General features: G+C 41.2%; 24 protein-coding genes. 10 read left to right on the forward strand and 14 right to left on the reverse strand.

Annotation, left to right across the window (positions count from 1 at the left end; translation table 11 throughout):
- Window positions 1–216: 216 nt before the first annotated feature.
- Window positions 217–510: a hypothetical protein gene (locus tag ABD772_RS03475; RefSeq protein WP_345101043.1), complete on the reverse strand. Its 294-nt coding sequence runs from the start codon at window positions 508–510 to the stop codon at window positions 217–219.
- A gap of 539 nt (window positions 511–1,049) precedes the next feature.
- Between ABD772_RS03475 and accD the strand changes: the two genes are divergently transcribed.
- Window positions 1,050–1,895, forward strand: coding sequence for an acetyl-CoA carboxylase, carboxyltransferase subunit beta (gene accD, locus ABD772_RS03480; RefSeq protein ID WP_345101044.1), 846 nt, complete (start codon window positions 1,050–1,052; stop codon window positions 1,893–1,895).
- A gap of 111 nt (window positions 1,896–2,006) precedes the next feature.
- Here the strand turns inward: accD and ABD772_RS03485 are convergent, their stop codons facing one another.
- The 4 genes from ABD772_RS03485 to glmM all read right to left on the reverse strand — a co-directional run bounded on the left by ABD772_RS03485 (window position 2,007) and on the right by glmM (window position 5,297).
- Window positions 2,007–2,171, reverse strand: coding sequence for a hypothetical protein (locus ABD772_RS03485; RefSeq protein ID WP_345101045.1), 165 nt, complete (start codon window positions 2,169–2,171; stop codon window positions 2,007–2,009).
- A gap of 35 nt (window positions 2,172–2,206) precedes the next feature.
- On the reverse strand, window positions 2,207–2,473 hold the full coding sequence (locus ABD772_RS03490; RefSeq protein WP_345101046.1) for a hypothetical protein: 267 nt from the start codon (window positions 2,471–2,473) through the stop codon (window positions 2,207–2,209).
- Between the two features lie 153 nt (window positions 2,474–2,626).
- Window positions 2,627–3,763 (reverse strand): cysteine desulfurase family protein, encoded by a 1,137-nt coding sequence (locus ABD772_RS03495; protein WP_345101047.1) that lies wholly within the window; start codon window positions 3,761–3,763, stop codon window positions 2,627–2,629.
- Window positions 3,764–3,908: 145 nt separating this feature from the next.
- On the reverse strand, window positions 3,909–5,297 hold the full coding sequence (glmM, locus tag ABD772_RS03500) for a phosphoglucosamine mutase (RefSeq protein ID WP_345101049.1): 1,389 nt from the start codon (window positions 5,295–5,297) through the stop codon (window positions 3,909–3,911).
- Window positions 5,298–6,891: 1,594 nt separating this feature from the next.
- Here glmM and ABD772_RS03505 point away from each other — a divergent pair.
- The 9 genes from ABD772_RS03505 to ABD772_RS03545 all read left to right on the forward strand — a co-directional run bounded on the left by ABD772_RS03505 (window position 6,892) and on the right by ABD772_RS03545 (window position 13,725).
- Window positions 6,892–7,263, forward strand: coding sequence for a hypothetical protein (locus ABD772_RS03505; RefSeq protein ID WP_345101050.1), 372 nt, complete (start codon window positions 6,892–6,894; stop codon window positions 7,261–7,263).
- A gap of 164 nt (window positions 7,264–7,427) precedes the next feature.
- Entirely contained in the window at window positions 7,428–7,799 is a 372-nt protein-coding gene (locus tag ABD772_RS03510; RefSeq protein ID WP_345101051.1) for a hypothetical protein, read from the forward strand.
- A gap of 56 nt (window positions 7,800–7,855) precedes the next feature.
- Window positions 7,856–8,995, forward strand: a complete 1,140-nt coding sequence (locus ABD772_RS03515; RefSeq protein WP_345101052.1) for a 6-bladed beta-propeller — start codon at window positions 7,856–7,858, stop codon at window positions 8,993–8,995.
- A 60-nt stretch (window positions 8,996–9,055) separates the two neighbouring features.
- The gene (locus ABD772_RS03520; protein ID WP_345101053.1) at window positions 9,056–9,811 is read left to right on the forward strand and encodes a hypothetical protein; all 756 of its coding nucleotides are present in this window, start codon (window positions 9,056–9,058) and stop codon (window positions 9,809–9,811) included.
- Between the two features lie 284 nt (window positions 9,812–10,095).
- Complete coding sequence (locus tag ABD772_RS03525) at window positions 10,096–10,671, forward strand: phosphatase PAP2 family protein (RefSeq protein WP_345101054.1); 576 nt, start codon at window positions 10,096–10,098, stop codon at window positions 10,669–10,671.
- A complete protein-coding gene (locus ABD772_RS03530; RefSeq protein ID WP_345101055.1) occupies window positions 10,661–11,467 on the forward strand; it encodes an alpha/beta hydrolase in 807 nt (268 codons plus the stop codon). The genes ABD772_RS03525 and ABD772_RS03530 overlap by 11 nt, the downstream gene beginning before the upstream one ends.
- A 90-nt stretch (window positions 11,468–11,557) precedes the next feature.
- On the forward strand, window positions 11,558–11,965 hold the full coding sequence (locus ABD772_RS03535) for a transcriptional regulator (RefSeq protein ID WP_345101056.1): 408 nt from the start codon (window positions 11,558–11,560) through the stop codon (window positions 11,963–11,965).
- Window positions 11,966–12,107: 142 nt separating this feature from the next.
- Complete coding sequence (locus ABD772_RS03540) at window positions 12,108–12,464, forward strand: YciI family protein (protein WP_345101057.1); 357 nt, start codon at window positions 12,108–12,110, stop codon at window positions 12,462–12,464.
- A 28-nt stretch (window positions 12,465–12,492) separates the two neighbouring features.
- On the forward strand, window positions 12,493–13,725 hold the full coding sequence (locus ABD772_RS03545) for an RNA polymerase sigma factor (protein ID WP_345101058.1): 1,233 nt from the start codon (window positions 12,493–12,495) through the stop codon (window positions 13,723–13,725).
- Here the strand turns inward: ABD772_RS03545 and ABD772_RS03550 are convergent.
- From ABD772_RS03550 to ABD772_RS03590, 9 genes are all read right to left on the reverse strand, one after another.
- On the reverse strand, window positions 13,714–14,160 hold the full coding sequence (locus ABD772_RS03550; protein WP_345101059.1) for a MarR family winged helix-turn-helix transcriptional regulator: 447 nt from the start codon (window positions 14,158–14,160) through the stop codon (window positions 13,714–13,716). The two genes, ABD772_RS03545 and ABD772_RS03550, sit on opposite strands and share 12 nt — an antisense overlap.
- Before the next feature lie 27 nt (window positions 14,161–14,187).
- Complete coding sequence (locus ABD772_RS03555) at window positions 14,188–14,346, reverse strand: C1orf53 family protein (protein ID WP_345101060.1); 159 nt, start codon at window positions 14,344–14,346, stop codon at window positions 14,188–14,190.
- A gap of 6 nt (window positions 14,347–14,352) precedes the next feature.
- Window positions 14,353–15,294 carry an MBL fold metallo-hydrolase gene (locus ABD772_RS03560; RefSeq protein ID WP_345101061.1) on the reverse strand — a complete coding sequence of 314 codons (942 nt, stop codon included), beginning with the start codon at window positions 15,292–15,294 and terminating at the stop codon, window positions 14,353–14,355.
- Window positions 15,295–15,391: 97 nt separating this feature from the next.
- Window positions 15,392–15,988 (reverse strand): dephospho-CoA kinase, encoded by a 597-nt coding sequence (gene coaE, locus ABD772_RS03565; protein WP_345101062.1) that lies wholly within the window; start codon window positions 15,986–15,988, stop codon window positions 15,392–15,394.
- Window positions 15,988–16,935 carry a CdaR family protein gene (locus ABD772_RS03570; protein ID WP_345101063.1) on the reverse strand — a complete coding sequence of 316 codons (948 nt, stop codon included), beginning with the start codon at window positions 16,933–16,935 and terminating at the stop codon, window positions 15,988–15,990. The genes coaE and ABD772_RS03570 overlap by 1 nt, the downstream gene beginning before the upstream one ends.
- Before the next feature lie 95 nt (window positions 16,936–17,030).
- Window positions 17,031–17,351 carry a preprotein translocase subunit YajC gene (gene yajC, locus ABD772_RS03575; RefSeq protein WP_345101064.1) on the reverse strand — a complete coding sequence of 107 codons (321 nt, stop codon included), beginning with the start codon at window positions 17,349–17,351 and terminating at the stop codon, window positions 17,031–17,033.
- Between the two features lie 3 nt (window positions 17,352–17,354).
- Window positions 17,355–17,765, reverse strand: coding sequence for a DUF1573 domain-containing protein (locus ABD772_RS03580; RefSeq protein WP_345101065.1), 411 nt, complete (start codon window positions 17,763–17,765; stop codon window positions 17,355–17,357).
- A gap of 11 nt (window positions 17,766–17,776) precedes the next feature.
- Window positions 17,777–18,724: a transcription antitermination factor NusB gene (gene nusB, locus ABD772_RS03585; RefSeq protein ID WP_345101066.1), complete on the reverse strand. Its 948-nt coding sequence runs from the start codon at window positions 18,722–18,724 to the stop codon at window positions 17,777–17,779.
- Window positions 18,725–18,787: 63 nt separating this feature from the next.
- Window positions 18,788–19,873 carry a Glu/Leu/Phe/Val family dehydrogenase gene (locus ABD772_RS03590; protein ID WP_345101067.1) on the reverse strand — a complete coding sequence of 362 codons (1,086 nt, stop codon included), beginning with the start codon at window positions 19,871–19,873 and terminating at the stop codon, window positions 18,788–18,790.
- Between the last annotated feature and the right edge of the window lie 84 nt (window positions 19,874–19,957).

Below are 19,957 nucleotides of genomic sequence, written 5' to 3' on the forward strand. Positions count from 1 at the left end.
GATTGTTATGCGTAGATGACGGTTAGATGTGAAGATTGGGTTGTGCGCTTGGGTTCCGTGTGTTAATATCAAACAATGAATTTCGAATGTCGAATATCGAAGTACTTCATCATTCAGTATTCATTGTTCGATATTATTTAGGGCGTTCCCTACGGGCCGCGCTATCCGCTCATACTGCGCAGGCCTTATCCACGTAGCCGGTATCCGCTTCAATCGCTAACGCGGGCGGCTCATCCTGTCATCGCTTCGCTGAACCGCCTCTCTTCCGCAAGCGGGAAAAAGGTTGGGTTTACTGCTACATTTCACCAGCGTGTTCATTGCGAGGAACGAAGCAATGACATGGCGGGTTAAGTAAATTACCTCAACCCCCTTTCGGCCGCGGCCGAAAAGAGGGTCGACAAGCGAATGCCGGAGTTTCGGATCGGGTGAATCCACGGCCCTTGCTGCGTTAGCGATTGATAAAGTATAAGCTATGCCCGTATTAATAACCCACAGTATAAACTTTTTCATGACGAATCAAACTGAGAGCGTGATCCAAAAGTGACTTATAAGTCAGAAAAAGTGATCCAAAGTGATCCAGAAAAGCAACTTCTATTTTATATATCACTACAAATCAAATGTTTACGATTAACAAGTGATCCAATTGATCCAAATTGATACACATTCGCGCGTGGATCAGTGCGGGGAGCGCGTTAGCGATAGTAGCGGATACCGGCCACGGAGCCTTAGTGCAGGCCCGTGGCTAAGGCCTGCGCAGTATGAGCGGATAGCGCGGCCCGCAGGGAACGCCATGGGTTATTTAGCATCACCAATTAAACTACCATCCGATATCATAACTGCACCGCCCTTCGCCAGGTGCGCTACCTGCACCGGCCAGCGGTAACTTAAATTTCGTACAATCCCTCACCCGCTTTTCAAAAAAACATACTACAGCAATCGCCGCTTGTATTAATTCTCATCGCATCAGATTTTGGTTTCTGCATTTAAAGCAAACATCTAACAAAATATTTCGTTTCTTTGCAGGTACATTGAAAGAGTTAGACATAGATATGGCTTGGTTTAAACGCGAAATTAAGGGGATAATTACGACCACTGAGGAGAAGAAAGAAGCGCCAGACGGGATCTGGAACAAATGCCCTCAATGTAAAAAACCTTTACACTACTCAGAGCAGGTTGAAAATCAATATGTTTGCCATTACTGCGGTTTCCATTTGCGCATAGGCTCCAAAGAATATTTCTCCGTTTTATTTGATAATAACGAGTTTACAGAGTTGAACCCTGACATGGTTTCGGGCGACCCGCTGAACTTTACCGATACAAAAAAATATACCGACCGACTAACTGAAACTCAGTTTAAAACCGGCTTAAAAGACGCCATTCGTGCTGCGGTTGGTAAAATTGACGGCCAGGATATTGTAATTGCCTGTATGGATTTTAATTTCATAGGCGGTTCGATGGGATCAGTGGTAGGCGAAAAAATAGCACGTTCAATTGACTATGCTATAGCGCATAAAGTTCCGTTCCTGATGATCTCAAAATCAGGCGGCGCGCGGATGATGGAAGCTGCGTTTTCGTTAATGCAAATGGCTAAGACATCGGCTAAGCTGGCATTGCTGTCTCAGGCTAAAGTGCCTTATATTTCTTTATTGACCGACCCTACCACAGGCGGTGTAACCGCATCGTACGCTATGCTGGGCGACATCAATATTGCCGAGCCGGGCGCGTTAATTGGCTTTGCCGGTCCGCGGGTTATTAAAGAGACCATTAAAAAAGACTTACCTAAAGGTTTCCAGACTGCCGAATTTGTGAAGGAACATGGTTTCCTTGACTTTATCATCGATCGCCGGGAGATGAAAGCCGAACTGGCCGCTTTCCTTAAAATGATGAAGAATTGAGCTGGGTATCAGCAAATAAAAAAAGGGATGAACGTTTGTTCATCCCTTTTTTTATTGCTATTACTTGTCATTCTGCACGTAGTTTGCTATGCTCAGGATGACAATGAGTATTTATATTACTCCTGGTCTGGCGCCGTCAATTGGCGGCATGTCTTTTATATAGGTACCTTTTTTCTCGGTCTCTATGTTTGTATGTTGTTTTGGCTGATTAGTTTGTTGCTGTTTGCCAGTGTTTCGGGATTGATTGTTACCCCTGTTTTGATTGTCAGTTTTCATCGCTTTATTGTTTAAAAGGCTGAATAAGCCTTGGTTTATATACCTTCGGTACCGGGCTCATGGCCTACCATGCGCGCAGTACGGCGGCCTTGCGGGCGACTCTCAAAGTCGGCTTTACCGGGGCCAGCCACCGGAAAGTCTTTATGATTTGGCGGCGTTACATCAACATTCTCGCTAAACGAAGAATCGTTAGTATTTTGCTCTTGCTCGCTTTTTATAGCAGCGCCGCTACCTTCGGCCTCGGCTTCATGCGTATTACGATGCTCGCTATCGTTTGCTGATTTTTTTTCCTCGAATTTCATAGGTTTGTTCATTTAGATACACCTATACAGCACCGAAAATCGTGCCAAAACCTATCCTCTAACTCTCTACCGGGGGGAGACTTTGATTGATCGCGAAAAAATATTGAAATGCTTACTATAGCGCTCTCTTTTATAGAGGGTTTGCGAGGGGTGTTAAGCTTTAACCGTAAATAACTCTTTCAGTTTACCGACCACAAAGTCGATCTCCTCCTTAGTATTATACTTAGAAAATGAGAAACGTACCGAAGGACGTGTACTGCTGGCGCCAATAGCGGTTAATACATGCGAGCCAATGTCGGTACCCGAGCTACAAGCACTACCCCCTGATGCTGAAATACCAGCGATGTCCAGGTTAAACAGCAGCATATCGGCGATGTCTGTTTCCGGGAACGAAACGTTTAGTACGGTATACAAACTTTTATCTTGATCGATCTCGCCATTAAATAAAACACCCGGAATATTAGCCTGCAATTGACCGATCATGTATGATTTCAAGCCTTGTATGTAAACATGATGTTGTTCCATATCGGCATAAGCCATTTCTATAGCTTTAGCTAATCCTGCAATACCATACAAATTCTCAGTACCTCCGCGCATGTTACGTTCCTGAGCGCCGCCATATATCAAAGGCTTAATTTTTATTTTATGGTTGATATACAGAAAGCCTACACCTTTAGGTCCATGGAACTTATGTGCCGCACAAGTAAGAAAATGCATTTTAAGCTTACTGAGATCATGCGGATAATGCCCCATAGTCTGAACCGTGTCGCAATGAAATACGGCGTTATACTGCTCGCAAAGGTCTCCTACACGGACAATGTCTGTCAGGATACCAATCTCATTATTGGCATGCATTAGTGATACAAAACTGCGCTCATTATTTTGCAGAATATTCTCAAGCTGATCAAAATCAATATTCCCTTTATCATCAACATCCAGGTAACTTACCTTAACGGTACCGGCCTTTTCCATCGCCTCAAAAGTATGGATAACTGCATGGTGCTCTAAACGCGTGGTAATAGCATGGGTAATATTATTGTCGACCATTCCGCAACGGATAGCCATATTATCAGCCTCAGTGCCGCTGCTGGTAAAAAATATCTCGGCCGGTGAGGTGTGCAGCAGACTGGCTATAATCTTTCGCGATTTTTCAATCAAAGCTCTTGCCTCCCGCCCATGAGCGTGTATAGACGACGGATTACCAAAATGGTTCTCCATTACATTACACATAACTTTCATCACTTCTGCGTCCATCGGCGTGGTTGCAGCGTTGTCCAGGTAAACACGCATCGGGTTGTTATTGAGTTAATGAATTAATGAATTATTGATTTTATAACTCATTAATTCAATAACGTGAATCAGTTAATTTTCTGTTATTGGACTATCGGCCTAATTAAAAAAACAAATCAATAATTCATTAATAATAACTCAGTAATTAATTCAGTTTCAATATTTCCTTTATATCCGCAATAATCTTATTAGCCAGATTATTCGCTACTGTCTCAGAATCGCCTTCAGAATATATACGGATGATCGGTTCTGTGTTTGAACGGCGCAGGTGTACCCATTGTTTGTCAAACTCTATTTTCAGTCCGTCGATAGTTGAATGCGGCTGATCCTGGTATTTAGCTTCTACTTTAAGCAATAGCGCATCAATGTCCATCTCGGGCGTAAGTGTGATCTTATTTTTTGAAATGAAATAATTTGGATAAGAGCCACGCAAATGCGATATCGGCTTGCCATATTTAGCCAGATGAGTCAGAAACAAAGCAATGCCGGCCAGTGCGTCACGGCCATAATGCAGCTCGGGGTAGATCACTCCGCCATTACCTTCGCCGCCAATTACGGCATTAACTTCTTTCATCTTGTTTACCACGTTCACCTCGCCTACTGCAGCCGCATGATATTCGCCGCCGGCTTGCTCGGTAACGTCACGCAGGGCACGGGTTGATGATAAATTTGATACCGTATTGCCGTTTTTATTTTTCAGGATATAATCAGCAACGGCAACCAGTGTGTATTCTTCGCCGAACATATTGCCATCTTCACAAACAAAACACAGGCGGTCCACATCCGGATCGACAGCTATACCCAGGTCGGCATCTTTGTTAAGCACCTCTTTCGACAACGCCGCCAGGTTCTCAGGCAACGGCTCCGGGTTATGCGGGAATTCGCCATCGGGCTCACAGAATAGCTTATATACGGTTTTAACGCCCAATGCTTCCAGCAATGCGGGTACAAAAATACCGCCGGTTGAGTTTACGCAGTCAATGACCACCTTAAAATCCGCTTTCGCTATAGCATCGACATCAACTAACGGCAGCGCCAGTATCTGGTCTATATGTTTTTGCGGATAGCTGTTATCAATAGTTACTTTACCTAATGCATTAACATCGGCATAAGTAAAATTGCTGTTTTCGGCAATTTCTAACACCTCTTTGCCGTCGCCATCGCTAATGAACTCGCCATCGGCATTTAATAGTTTAAGTGCATTCCATTGTTTGGGGTTGTGACTGGCGGTCAAAATGATGCCACCTGCCGCTTTTTCAAGTGGGACGGCTATCTCAACTGTGGGTGTGGTGGACAGGCCGATATCAACAACATCAATACCTAAACCCTGTAGTGTACCAAGCACCAAATTATTAACCATACTGCCCGAAATACGCGCATCACGGCCAACAACTATCTTTTTAAGACCGGTTTTCTTAACTGCCCAGGCGCCGTAAGCCGATGTAAATTTTACAATATCCAATGGTGTTAAACCATCGCCTGCGGCACCGCCAATGGTACCGCGTATACCCGAAATTGATTTTATTAAAGTCAAAACGTTATAATAGTTAATGTGTCGCGAAATTAAAGATATTATGCGAGGATTGATGAAATTAAAGTCATTTTGAAAATTGAGGCTCTAGTTTACGCCTTCCGCAGAGGCGTATTGCGAATATAGCGTAAAATCGCTGCATTGATTGCTTTACCTGTTTTCGTCCGGGAAATCGCTTTTAACTTTTTAAAGGAGAAAAAAGGGCTATTCTGAGCGCCTATCAAAAAATGCAGGCAATAAGTTAGTCGATGTTTTGTCGGTACTTAGTTAACGAATGGCCGCTGGCCAAATTCTATTAAACCTCGCCTGCCAACCAAGAAATTTATTTTATAATATCTATTGATTATTTAAAAAGAAAAAGTGTAACTTAGGTTAACAAACCTAAATGCTTTATTCTTATAATCTTACAGATGAAACCTGAATTTAATCAATTGTTCGCTTGCTTATTAGTTAACACAACACGCGTTCTGATTCCCGGAACACAAGAAGTCTCCAAGCCGCCTGAGCTAACGTAGCGATGCCACTACAAAACCACCTCTGCTAAATGTTGTCAGCAGCAAATTACTGCCGCTTCATTGTTTATACCTTGTTTTAACCAAACGCGACAGCGCCCCTACGCTTTTGTGTAAAACACCTATTCCGTTATGAATATTACAGACCAATCATTTGTTCAGTCTAAGGGAAAATTTGAAGGATTGCGCATTTTTTATCAGAATAAAACCTTTTTTATAATCCCGGCTCTAACTATCTCGATACTTTTAGTATATAAAAGCGTGTTTTCGAACCAGTTCCAAATGCATTGGGACGATCAGTGGGTTATCTTTAATTTCTACACCGAAAACGGCCTCACGCCTACCAATCTCTACGAGATCTTCACGCAGTTTTTTCACGGACAATACTCACCAATCAATCAATTAACATTCACTTTAATTTATGCCGCAGCCGGTTCAACTTACAACCCTGTCTGGTTTCATACTTACAGTGTGATATTACATATGTTCAATGTATTTCTAACCTATTTCTTTATAAGGAATCTACTAACCGCAAGCGGTGAGTTTGACGACAGATCTGTACTGACAATTTCATTTTGCACGGCTTTCATCATGGCAATACATCCATTTTTGGTTGAGGCCGTAGCCTGGATGGCGGCATCCAAAATTTTGCTTTATGCTTTTTTCTATCTGTTGGCCCTCAACAGCTATTTTTTTTATTTAAAAACAAAGCAAATAAGATACCTGGTTCTGATTTTTGTTTTGTTCATATTATCGTTTGGAAGTAAAGAGCAAGCAGTTACCTTGCCGGCGTGCTTGCTGTTAATAGATTATGTATTAAAGAGGAATATCAAGCAACCCAAAATATGGCTGGAAAAAATCCCTTTTGTTTTTTTATCACTGATATTCTGTTATGTTACGTTATTATCCCAAAAAAATTGGGGTACGGGCCTACTAACCCAGAACAATCAATATCCCTTTTACCAAAACATAATTTTTGGAAGCTATGCATTGACAGAATATCTTGTTAAATGTCTAATACCCATTAAATTGAATTTCATGTACCTTTTCCCTAATAAGGTGGGACAACCGGTGCCCTGGAGATTTTGGATGTACCCTCCGGTATTATTAATCATGTTTATCACGCTTCGCGATTTTTTGAGAAGACCTTGGGTATTATTTGCGTTGCTATTTTTATTCTGCACTTAATACTTGTCCTTCACATTATTCCTCTTTCCAGGTTCACTATCGTCGCAGACCGGTATGCTTATATTGCCTCTATAGGTGTATTCTTTTTTATAGCCTATCTTTTCAACAAAGCAACCCGATTGGTAAAATATAAACAAATCAGCATCCTGCTACTCACTATTTATATCGCTTATTTAGGCATTTATACCAACCAGCGTGCCAAAGTATGGCATGATAACAAATCATTAAAAAAAGAAATTTTTGAGGCTATTTCAAAACAACCCAAGTAAACCAAATCATGACACAAACCAACATCATTATAAGTCTGTGTACCCAACCCGAGGGGTGGGTTAAATTTAAATTACAGCACTGGTAACCCCCCTAAGGGGGTTGAACCAGATTTTGAAAACAGAACTTTAAACGAAATCAAAATATAAACATTAAAATCAAAATTATGAACAAATACATCAAAATAGCCGGTATTATTACAGCAGTAGTAGTATTGGTGTGTAATATTGAATATGCTGCTTTTTACAATGTTAAAAACAACCCAAGTGCAGCAAAAGCAGAATGGACATATACAGACACAATTTACCATACTACCACGATTTATTGTGGCAACGAGGGTCAACGAGATATGTTTCCCGGCACGTGGACCTGGGTAGAGAGTACTGAATATAGTAGCACGTATGGTTATGAGAATGGCTTTTATTATTTTGTACCAAACGAAAGCGGAACGATGTGCGGAACAGGCATAGCTGATCCCTATTTCAACTATAATGGTTATGAGATAACAGCACCAAATTATCCAACCTACCCTCTTTAATACACCAATTAATTCGCCGTCATTTCTGATGGCGAATTAATTCTAAAATTTATCACATGAAACCTATCATTGTTATTCTTTTTTTCTTGTCCCTAATGGCCTGTAATTCGGCCCAAAAGGAAACAACAACAACCGACTCGAAAAAAATAAAGATTGATTTAACGGATACGTCCGCAGTAGATATTAAAAAGATCACTGATACTATGTATACTGTGTCGCTACATGGCGGTAGAGGATTTGATTTAAGTCCATTAGTAAATTTTTTCTTTGACGACAACCGGATTATTATAGCTGATCGCATGAAGGGTATTGTTTATCTTTTTAATCAAAAAGGACTATTGCTAAATACCATACATCCTTCAAAACAAACTAATGCCTTAAATAAGATTATATTTAAAAATGTTACCGACGTATTTTATGATGATAATGAAAAATTAATCGAAATATTAGACAGAACAGCTAACGCCGTCTTTAGGTTTAAACCGGACGGGAAAGTATACGACACCCTGAGTTTTGCAGATAGAAAGGCATTGGGTTTTCAATTTGTTAAATCTAAAGACAGGTATGTAAATAAACTACTAAGTGGTAATGCGGATAGAAGGGATGTAGGAGTTTATTATAAACAGGGACAACTTATTAATTATGATGTCCAAGAATTATCTGTAATCCGGTACATGAAGTATCAGAACATTTTGCTTCCACACCCGTTTGATGTTTATAAAGATTCCATATATTATATTCCCATGTTAGGTGATAAAATATATAATTTAAGCACAAAAGATACCAGACCTGAATATAAGCTCGATTATCCGGATATAAACAAGTTGCCTACCGAGATCAAGGTTAAAGATCCTACAGGTGATATCTATGCTTTTTATAGAACAATGAATCACTCGGACGTGCCATACAACAATAGTTCATTATTTATTAATGATAATTGGGTAAGTTTTAAATTTAATTTCCACTCTAAAACCAGTCCCAGAAACGTATTTTATTCAAAAAAGAATAAAAAAGTTTTACAGTTTTCAAGATTTAAAAATAACATAGACGATATTAACCCATACGCACCTATTATCGGGAAATATAAAAACTATTTTGTCCTGGCTAACCAATTGTCCGGCAAACCTTCGGATAATGCCAAAAAGATTACTGAAAAAAGATTTGATCTTATATTTTTTAAATTAAAAAATACATAATTGGTATATTGAATATTCACATATTAATTATAAATCGATAGACATCAATGCAATAAGATTATGAAGACAAAAAATCATTTAATGCTTGTAGCGCTCTTTTTTGCGTTATTAAGCTCTTGTAAAAAAAGCGACTCAACAAAAGACGGCGGACAAACCACCTCTAAAAAGAAATATTTAACGCAAATCATTGCTGTAAACGGATCGACCACTACCATCACTAAATATACTTATGATATTCAGCATAGATTAGCTGCGATAAGTAGCTCGGCCGTTACCGATACTTATACTTATACAACCGAAGGCGTCAAAATAATTAACGAAAGCTTTTCTGCGGGTACCTCTCGCACCTTGGAGTTTCAGTACCAGGATGGGAAAGTTACAACCTGTAACGTGACAAGCTACTCAAGCCCAAGTACCGGAAGTACCAGAACCACTGCAACTTACACTTTTGTGTACTCTGGCGATAAAGTATCAGAGATACATTATGACGGCCACTTAGCTTTATATACTTACGACGGCAACAACAACATTACTGCAATTAAGTTCGATAGCGGTGATACGACTACCTATAGTTATGATAACAAACCAAATATGTTTACTGCTGCCGCTCCTAAATTTGCTTTCATTTTAGCCGATTTTAATGATCGCTTTTCGCCCAATAACATAGTACAGTATACCGGAGCCCGTACCGGCCCGGGAATAACTACGATCAAGTACAACTACGATAGCGATGGTTATCCTAACAGCGCTGCTAAGACAAATGATACAGCGTCTTATTTAAATACTAATTATAGTTACACTTACACAGAGATGTAATAGGTAATGCTTAATCAGTAAACTCCATTGCTTTGTCAGCCTAAGTCGTACTTTATCCGTTATGTTAACTAAAAGACGATTTGGCTTAGAAGAATTGTTGTTGTTTGGTGTGAATGAGACTGCTACGCTTGTATTTGGTATTTTTCATCTAAAGGAAAAAGTACCAGGCCTTCCCACAGCCATGAGCGGGCACGATGCGTTCTATACACTCGAGCATGTGTAGCAATGGTTTATTAAATCTTCCCTGATTGTTCCTATCTTTACCACCTTCAACACAAACACCCATGCCCGATTACTTGCTGCAACTGGACAGGCACCTATTTCATTTCATCAACCATGACCTGGGCAATGCTTTTTTTGATGTGCTGATGCCGGTTTTGCGTAACCGGCTGGTGTGGATACCGCTGTATATTTTTATTTTTGTTTTTTGCCTTTGCCGCTATAAAAAAAGCGGCGCTATTATTATCGTGTTTTTGGCATTGACCTTTGGTGTGGCCGATTTTGGCAGCGCAACCGTCATCAAATCAACTTATAAACGGGTGCGGCCATGTAATGATCCGGCAATGACGGCCACAATTGTCAGTCGCGTGCCTTGCGGTACGGGCTATAGCTTCCCCTCTACCCATGCCAGCGATCATTTTGCCGTCGCGGTTTTCCTGAGTATGGTATTTTACCGTCGATATAAATGGATTTTAGCTGTCGGGTTATTATGGGCAGCAGCCATTAGCATTGCGCAAGTATATGTAGGTGTGCACTACCCTATTGATATTACCTGCGGAGCGATTTATGGCACCTTAACGGGCCTGTTATTGGGCTGGGCATTCTGGAAAATAAACCCCAACTTCAGACATGAAATATAGGTTATTGGGCATATTGATTTTGGTGATGTCGCTGGCAGATCATTTGTATGCCGCTGCTGTCGATACACCGAGATATGATATTGTCAAACTGGAGATCAAACGTTTAAAACGCCAGCGCACGCTCCACATTTATTTCCCGCCAAGTTATTGGAATACGCGTAAAAAGTTCCCGGTTATTTATGTACAGGACGGGCAGACCACTTTTATTGAAGGTGCCTACAATAACGAAAGTCTATATGCCGATTCACTGGTAAATATGATGCCGCCCAATAAACAGTGCATCATCGTGGCCATCCAATCGGGCATTAATTCGGTGCGCATGCAGGAGTATAATCCCTACATTGGTACCAGTGATGCTGCTATTTACGCTGCCTATGTAGCCAAAGATGTAAAGACCTATATCGACACCACCTTCCGCACGCTAAAAGATGCTAAGCATACGGCTATTGTCGGTAGCTCAATGGGCGGATTGATCAGTATGTACATTGCGGCTAAGTATAGTGATATATTTGGGGTTGCCGGGATATTCTCACCTGCTTTTTGGTATGCCCCCATGGTTTATGATGATGTAGCCCGACAAGGCATCAACTCAAAGTCGAGATTCTTTTTCGCCTATGGTGATGCCGAGAATAATGAAGCTGAGTATGCAAACCGGATGCGCACTTTACTGCTACAAAAAAGAATCGGCTCCAAAAACATACCTGCACCTATGGTAGTAAAAGGCGGCAAAGCTAACGAGAAACAATGGCGCATTGACTTCGAAGTATTTTACCGCTGGTTTACCGGGCAGCTTTAATTTGTCCCGATAGGCACCCTAAATTGTCCTTAGCTCACCCTTTAAATGTAAAGTATGCCGCCTAAATTTGATTACCATTAAATTTAAATTATGGAAAATATCAAATTTGATCAAGACATTACAGTAATGTACATCGCAGCGAGCTCATTCCCCAACGGTGTATTGGCAGCTCATCAAAAACTGCATGCGTTATTTACCTATTCGGCCAACAGGAGATATTTCGGTATATCGCGACTGGAGAATGGGGAGATTCAATACAAAGCTGCGGCCGAAGAACTGGAAAGAGGTGAGGCAGAGAAATTAGGTCTTCCAACTCTTATTCTGAAAAAAGGCGACTATCATGCTATTACCATTCATGACTATATGAAGGATATTCCTTCCATACAAAAAACGTTTGACACGCTAATTGCCCAACCAGATATTGATCCCGAAGGTTATTGCGTAGAGGAATACATCACTCAAAATGAAATGCTTTGTATGATCAGAATAAAAGATTAACCACATGCAAAAAATGATCAATCCGGCGTTTCGTGGCAATTAAATTTACCTGATTTTTTTGGCGATGATGTCCTATATCTTAAATCGTGTTTGTTATATAGACATAATTGAAATTATCCTATAACTTTTAAAAGATCAGACAATGAAAGAGTACATGTTAATTTTCAGACATCAGGACGGCAGCAAGATCGCATCGCCAGAACAAATGCAAAAATGGATGCAGGCAACAATGGATTGGCTGAACAGCATTGCCGATAAAGGCAAATACGACGGCAAGGGCGACGGTTTGGTGTTTGATAATGCAAAAGTAGTTCATCACGGTGGTGTCGTGACCAACGGCCCGTTTGGAGAGATTAAAGAAACGTTGGGTGGCTACGTAATTGTCAAAGCCGACTCTATCGATGAGGCCGCCGAATTTGCAAAGGGAAGCCCCATTTTAGGTGGCGATGGCAATACGGTGGAGGTGCGTTTATTAGCCAAAGGCGACGGGGTGCATTAATAAATCCGGCAATTTGCGACAGTGCTTTATGGAGCATCAACAAATTATTCCACATTTATTCAGAACAGAGTACCGGAAGCTAATTTCGGTGCTCTGTCGCTATTTTGGGTTTGACCAAATTGAACTTGCCGAAGATGTAGCCAGCGAAACATTTCTGATAGCGGCTCAAAACTGGGCTATTAGTGGCCTGCCGCCCAACCCTACGGCGTGGCTGTATAGCGTTGCCAAAAACAAAGCTAAAAATCAATTGCAGCGCGGTAAACTGTTTGACAACAAGATCGCCCCGGAAATCCGGGAAACAGCGGCAACACTTTACGCTTACGAGCCCGACCTGTCCCCTCAAAATATCAATGACAGCCAGTTGCAGATGATGTTTGCCATTTGCCATCCGGCTATCTCGGCAGAAGCGCAGGTAAGCCTGGCTCTGCGTATCCTGTGCGGATTTGGCATTGATGAAATAGCTGATGCTTTCCTAACTAACAAAGAGACCATCAATAAACGTTTGTATCGTGCTAAGGAAAAGCTCCGTAAAGATAGGATCAAAATAGAAATGCCTGCTGAAAAGGAGATAGACCATCGTCTTGAGCAGGTACTAACTACTATTTATCTGCTTTTTAACGAAGGCTACTATTCATTGAGCAGCGACACCACGTTACGCAAAGATCTGTGCCTGGAGGCTATAAGACTGTGTACTATGCTGGTTGAAAACACCCAAACCGACAAGCCTGAGGTGCGGGCCTTACTATCGCTCATGTGTTTTCACGCTTCGCGATTTGAAGCGCGGATCAGTAAAAACGGCGAATTAATTTTATACGATGATCAGGATACGTCGCTTTGGGATACTGATCTGATCAGTAAAGGTGCTTATTTCCTAAACTGCTCAGCCAGAGGCCATCAACTGTCACGCTATCATTTAGAAGCCACTATTGCTTATTGGCGAACGCAAAAATTGGATACGCCCGAGAAATGGCAAGTAGTGTTAGGCCTGTATGATCAATTGCTCCAAATAGTCTGCTCGCCTATAGTAGCTTTAAACCGGGTTTATGTTTTGTCTAAAGTTGCCGGGAATAGGGCGGCAATAGCCGAGGTTAATAAGTTGGACCTTACTGACAATCAGTTTTATTTCACTTTATTAGGATACTTGTATACCGGAACTGATGACGCACAGGCTATGCTGAATTTTAGGCGAGCCTTATCACTTGCCAGATCGATGGCAGATAGACATATTATTCAACAGAAAATAGATAACCTATCCCCTTAGCTTATCCAGTAAATCGCTCAATAAACCGGCCTCTTCGGCTGTGAGATTATTTTTGACAAAGTCTTTGGTTTTGAATTCCTTGTCCATGGTCTCAAGCACCTCAAGCCCCTTTTCGCTGATGCGGATATCCACGGCGCGGCGGTCTTTGTTATTGGTGCAACGGGTTATCATCTCCTTTTGCACGAGTCGGTCTACAATCCGCGAGGCATCACTCATCTTGTCAATCATGCGCTCTTTCAGCAGGTTAACAGTGGCCGGTTTAGGGTATTGACCGCGTAAGATGCGCAGAATATTAAATTGTTGCTGCGTTAGGTTATGACGCTCGAAATGACAGTTAAAGGTATTTCTTAACCAACCTTCGGTATACGAGATATTAATAACCGCCTTTTGATAGTTATCTTCAAACTTCGAGTGTATTTCATCGTCTATCCGCATAAACAAATTATTTCAGGTACAAATATCCTAATTTTTCTCTGAATTAGCATCGTCCTGATTTTTACCATATTTCCAGGGGCAATGCTTGCAGCCGCTCTCACAACAAAAGCCCCGTTTTAAATGATAGGCTTCGGTTAAAACCCAAAGGCCGTTTTCATTGATATAATAGTCCTCTCCCTCTTTCACCTTCTCCTAATTCAGTATTTTAACTACAATATTGCAGCCAAAGTGTTCTTTCAGGTATTTACCGTTGCCATGTAAGGTCCAAATTTGTTTGGGACTGACCTTTTCTACAGCACTCAAAATGTCGTTCCAGTCTACATGGTCCGATATAAACAGCGTGTCCTGCTGGTTAACCTGCAAGCTATTCCATCCCGACGCAAACAGTCGCTTAACGCCTACTGCTTTTATATAGCTGTTAAAAGTAAACGGCGGCACCAGATAAACAAATCCATTTTGCTCTTTCATCAATTTACGACCATAAAGCTGATAGTTGCCAAGTTTAAAACCCAGTCGTTCATAGATCTGATTTATAGGCATAATTTTATGATGTACTAACACTTTTTTTTGCGGAGCGTGCTCGTTTATCAATTGAATAAGCCGTTGGCTCTTGCCCATTCCGTAGGCTCCTAAAAGGATATTACTTTTAATATCATTCAGCTTCTTTATTTCAGAAACCGCGTCTGGGTGAATGACGCCGGGATCAGCAAAAGTACTTTCAGTGATCAGCACATCAGCCTTTACCCACTCGATAGGTTCGCAGGTGGCATCGGGCTGAATTTTATAGTCGCCCGTATACAGGTATTTTGCTCCATCATACTCCATCAATATCATAGCCGAACCCAGCATATGGCCGGCGGGAATGAAGGTCAGCGTCACACCCTTAATATTAAATGGCTGATGATAAGCAATGATATTAAAAGCGTGCGCAGCCGAGCGATGGTAACGCAGGTACATGAACTCTTTAGTCGGCTGTGTACAATAAACCTCTTTATTACCGCTTACCGCATGGTCGGCATGAGCATGTGATATGACTGCGTTGTTTACCGGCTGCTGCGGATCAAGATAAAAATCCCCGTATTTACAATAAATGCCGTTAGAGGCTATGGTGATGAAATCGTCGAGAATGTTCATTATAAAGAGCTTTGTCATCGACCAACGGAATAAATTTATACATGCGACCAATTGTATAAGATTCCTCGCTATCGCTTGAAATAATATGCCGGGGGATTTAAGGTGTTGCTAATTGTAAAAATGTTTCATGCAGCTTTAAAACCTGCGGTATAAGCAATTGTGTTTCGTCGTTTTCGATGATATAATCGGCCAGTTCGCGTTTTTTTTCTTGAGTAAGCTGCTTGGCTTCGCGTGCTTCAACCTGGGCAGGGCTTATATCGTCCCGCCGTGTTACCCGTTCTATACGCAGCTTCAATGGTGCTGTAACCAGCAGCGAATAATCGCACATTTTATAGGATGCACTTTCAAATAACAAAGCGGCTTCTTTAATTACATAAGGAGCTTCTTTAATACCTGCAACCCAGATGTCAAAAGCGCGAAAAACGGCAGGATGCGTCAACGCGTTTAGCTTAGCCAGCTGTGCATCGTCATTAAAAACAATATTGGCCAAGTATTTACGGTTAAGGACGCCATCTGTAAAATATGCGGCGTCTCCAAAAGCGTTCCTGATATCAGCAACCAACTGCGGGTCGCCGGTCATCATGTTTTTAGCAGCGGTATCGGCATAAAAAACGGGGATGCCCAAAACTTCAAACAGCTTGCTTACTGTAGTTTTGCCACTACCTATGTTACCGGTTATACCTATTTTAAGCATTACTTTTTAACTATAAAATCAATATTTCCCGGCTCAACGCTTACCAGCTTACAGAAAGCAGGCATGCGTATCACCCTTACGGGCAGCATATTGAAGCCATAATTACGCCATAAATTCAGATCAGCCTGCATCTCAAATAACTCTTCATTAATATCCTCATAGCTATTTAATGAGGTTGTAAAGGTAACTTTTACTTTTTGCGGAAACAGTTTCACATTAAAATATTCAACATTGCCTACCAGCTTAACCGGTAGCTCAAGTGTTTTTTCGGTAAACTCATCAACAGGTATGGTTACTTGTACCGTTTTTGGGTATATACTGATATTACCCTCGGGCGGCGCTTGCAGATTAAGCTGAACGGTAACTTTCTCATTAATATTTTTAAGCACCAAAGAATCCGTACGCCAAACATTGATCTTATCGATCAGGTTACTGGGCCCGCTGATGGTAACGTAAGCCGGCTTAATGACAGCGTTTGCAGACTGTGCAAATTGCTGCATGTATTTGATAGACTTAACCAATTGTACAGGCACGCGCTTAACACTACGATTAGTAAAGTCAAAATACAGGGTGTCCGGATTTATTGCTATAATCTGGTTGCTAATAACCTTTTCGGCATTGATGGCATATAGCTGTCTGCTTAAAATCACAAAATCCTGATTATCCAGCGCACCAAGGTCAACCCGGAGACTGCGGTTTGCCTCCTTCATTTTTGAAAATAACATTTGCCAGCCGGTGCCTTTTACGGTAACATTAACGGTGTCAGACTGCAACGAGTGAAATGCCCGTCTCAGCGGTGCATTTTTAAAGGTGATGATCTCTTTTACGTTGTAATTGTATGTATTTGACAATATAGTAATTATCCAGGCAGCCAAAGCCAGCACCAGGCATGTTATAAATGCCGATATGCGCCTGCGTTCTGCTGCCGATAACTTTAATATTGCCATTTGTCGTAAAGGTAAAAGCTAAAAGGCGAAAGGCAAAAGGCATGGGCATAAAACCTTACCTCTTACCTTTCGCCTTTGCTTAAAAGTATCTTATATTACTTAGATGAAACAGGCGCGTTTATCGCTTTCGTGTCCTCTAACGAGATCGCGTTTTTATTGAAACGAACCTTGTGGCCACCTTCTGTCTCAATCAAAATAGTGGTATCTGCCACTTCTAAAACCTTACCGTGCATACCTGAAGTGGTTATTACTTTATCCCCTTTTTTCAGGTTGCTGGCAAAGGCCTTTTGGTCTTTTTGTTTTTTTACCTGCGGACGGATCATGAAGAAATAAAACACCACGATGATTAATCCAAAAACGATTAATTGCCTCGGATCAAAACCGCCTGCGGCTTGTGCTAAAATAGTTGCTGTCATTTTTTATTTATTAGGTGTAAGTACTTCGCCAAGTAAATGCACAATACTTTGTGCAGGCTGTGAGTTGGCGGTAACTGTAATCAATTTATCCTGTAAACCAGATTTACCCACGCTGTTAAAAGTAACAGAAATAGAACCGGTATCGCCTGGCATAACCGGGCTTTTTGGCCAGTTGGGTGTAGTACAACCACACGAAGCCACCGCCGATACAATAATTAAAGGCGATTTACCCGTATTAGTAAATTTAAAGCTATGACTAACGGATTCGCCCTGCTTTATCTTACCAAAATCATAAGTAGGCGATTCATATTTAATGTCTGAACCATCAGTGGTGTAATTAATATCGGCTTTCTTTTTCTGATTGCAGGCCATTAAGGTGCCTGCCATTAATGTTGCTAAAAGCAGTTTTTTCATATGTTGTGGTATTATTCTATTAATCCTCTGCCTACTTTGTTAATTTTCTTTTCGGCTTTAAGCTCAAATAAAATTTTGTCCAATATACCGTTTATAAACGAATTACTTTTTGGTGTGCTATACTCTTTGGATATTTCCAGGTACTCATTAATAGTAACCTTCACCGGTATCGAGTTAAAATTGATAAACTCGGCAATGGCCATCTTCATAAGCAAAGTATCCATCATGGCGATACGCTCAGGCTCCCAGTTCTGGGTTTTTGCGGTAATGAGCTGCTGGTAGTCTTTATCGTAACGGATAGAAGTTTCGAGCAACTTGATTATAAATTCTCTGTCTTCCTCCCAATTTCCGGTTACCTCGGCCAGTTTATTTTTTTCCGACTCATCAAACTGAAAGTTCTTGAACGTTTTAGCTATTAGCGCTTGCAATACATCTTTATCTACCGACCAGAATATAAATTTTTCTTCAAACACCTGGTCGGCCAGGGTTGATTTAAGGATCACCTTTTTAAAGATGAATTTGATAATATCTTTATCAGTTTGAATGGTATCGCCGGTTTTTTCAAGATACTCAGTATACTCCGGCGAGCTTTTCAGAACGGTAAATAATGTTTTAACCAGCTCGGGCTCAAACGACCATTCTATTTTATATTTTTTCACACCGGCTAAAAACTCTTTATTTTGGCTTAAAGAAAGCGTAAACCGGTTGGTTAATATTTTCTGATTTGCGTTCAGATCCTCTTTTGTTGGTAAATGTTTATGTGCGCGCTCAGTAGCGTCAATTTCGGCATAAGCAACAACTTCAGATATCAGCGATAGCATCCAGATATACATTTCGTATACCTCATCTATGCTTTGCAGTAAGTTTTTTTCCTGTTGCTTGATATTAGACGCATGTGTTTGGTGGTATGCGTATAATGATTGTAGTACTTTTACCCGTAGGTGCCTTCTGTTTAACATGTTGTAAGAACGATTTAGGACTTTTAAATCCTGTGTGGTTGATGTTTATTTTTATTTATTTTTTTAATAGCCGGATTTTACTTTGTTAATGTCGGTAATACGTTTCTCAACAATTTTGTTTGCCGCAACAATGGTGGAAATGTTTTCGGCTTTTGAAAGCTTTAAAACGTTGCGTGTTGCCTCATAAATATTTTCGGTTAACTGCAATGACCGTTTTTTAGCAAAGCCCATTAACTCAGAATAACAATTAATCACTCCTCCGGCGTTGATAACGTAATCGGGGGCAAATATAATACCTTTATCAAGTAATAATTGTCCGTGCATGTCTTCATCCTCTAACTGGTTGTTAGCTGACCCGGCAATAATACCGCACTTTAGTTTATTAATGGTTTGAGTATTAATAGTTCCGCCTAAAGCGCAAGGCGAATAAATATCCGCATCGATATCAAAAATACTGTGATTAGCCACTGCCTCGGCACCATATTTTTTTGATACCTGACGGGTACGGTCCTCGTTAATGTCACTTACGTAAACTTTAACGTTTTCATCGCGCAGCAGCTTTACAAGATGCTCACCAACATGACCTATGCCTTGTACAATAACGCGCTTGCCTGTCAGGCTATCTGTACCAAAAACTTCTTTTACCGACGCTTTAATACCCATAAAGACGCCCATTGCTGCAATAGGTGCGGGATCGCCGCTGCCGCCGATGGTCTCGGGCAAACCGGCCACATGCGCGGTTTCCATGCGGATATGTTCCATATCGCGGGGATTTGTGCCTACGTCCTCGCCGGCAATAAACTCGCCATTCAGATTTTTTACAAAACGACCAAATTTGCGCATCAGCGCCTCGGTCTTTTCTTTGCGCGAGTCGCCGATAATCACCGCGCTGCCGCCGCCCAGATTAAGGCCCGATATAGCGGCTTTGTAGGTCATGCTTCTTGATAAGCGCAATACATCGGCCAAAGCTTCCCCTTCAGTTTTATAAGTCCACATACGTACCCCACCCAGTGCCGGGCCTAATACGGTATTATGAATGGCTATAATAGCTTTTAATCCTGTATCAGGATCGCTACAGTAAACAACTTTTTTATGCCCGCAATCTGCAAGCTGAGTAAATATAGAATCGGTGGAGTTTGCGACTGGCATTATGTATATAAAGGCGAAACAAAAGTAGCTATTTTTTTTATGCAACAAAGGGCGGGCACGAAAATATCGAATATAGAATTTTGG

The organism is Mucilaginibacter panaciglaebae, from assembly GCF_039539265.1.
Lineage (GTDB): Bacteria > Bacteroidota > Bacteroidia > Sphingobacteriales > Sphingobacteriaceae > Mucilaginibacter > Mucilaginibacter panaciglaebae.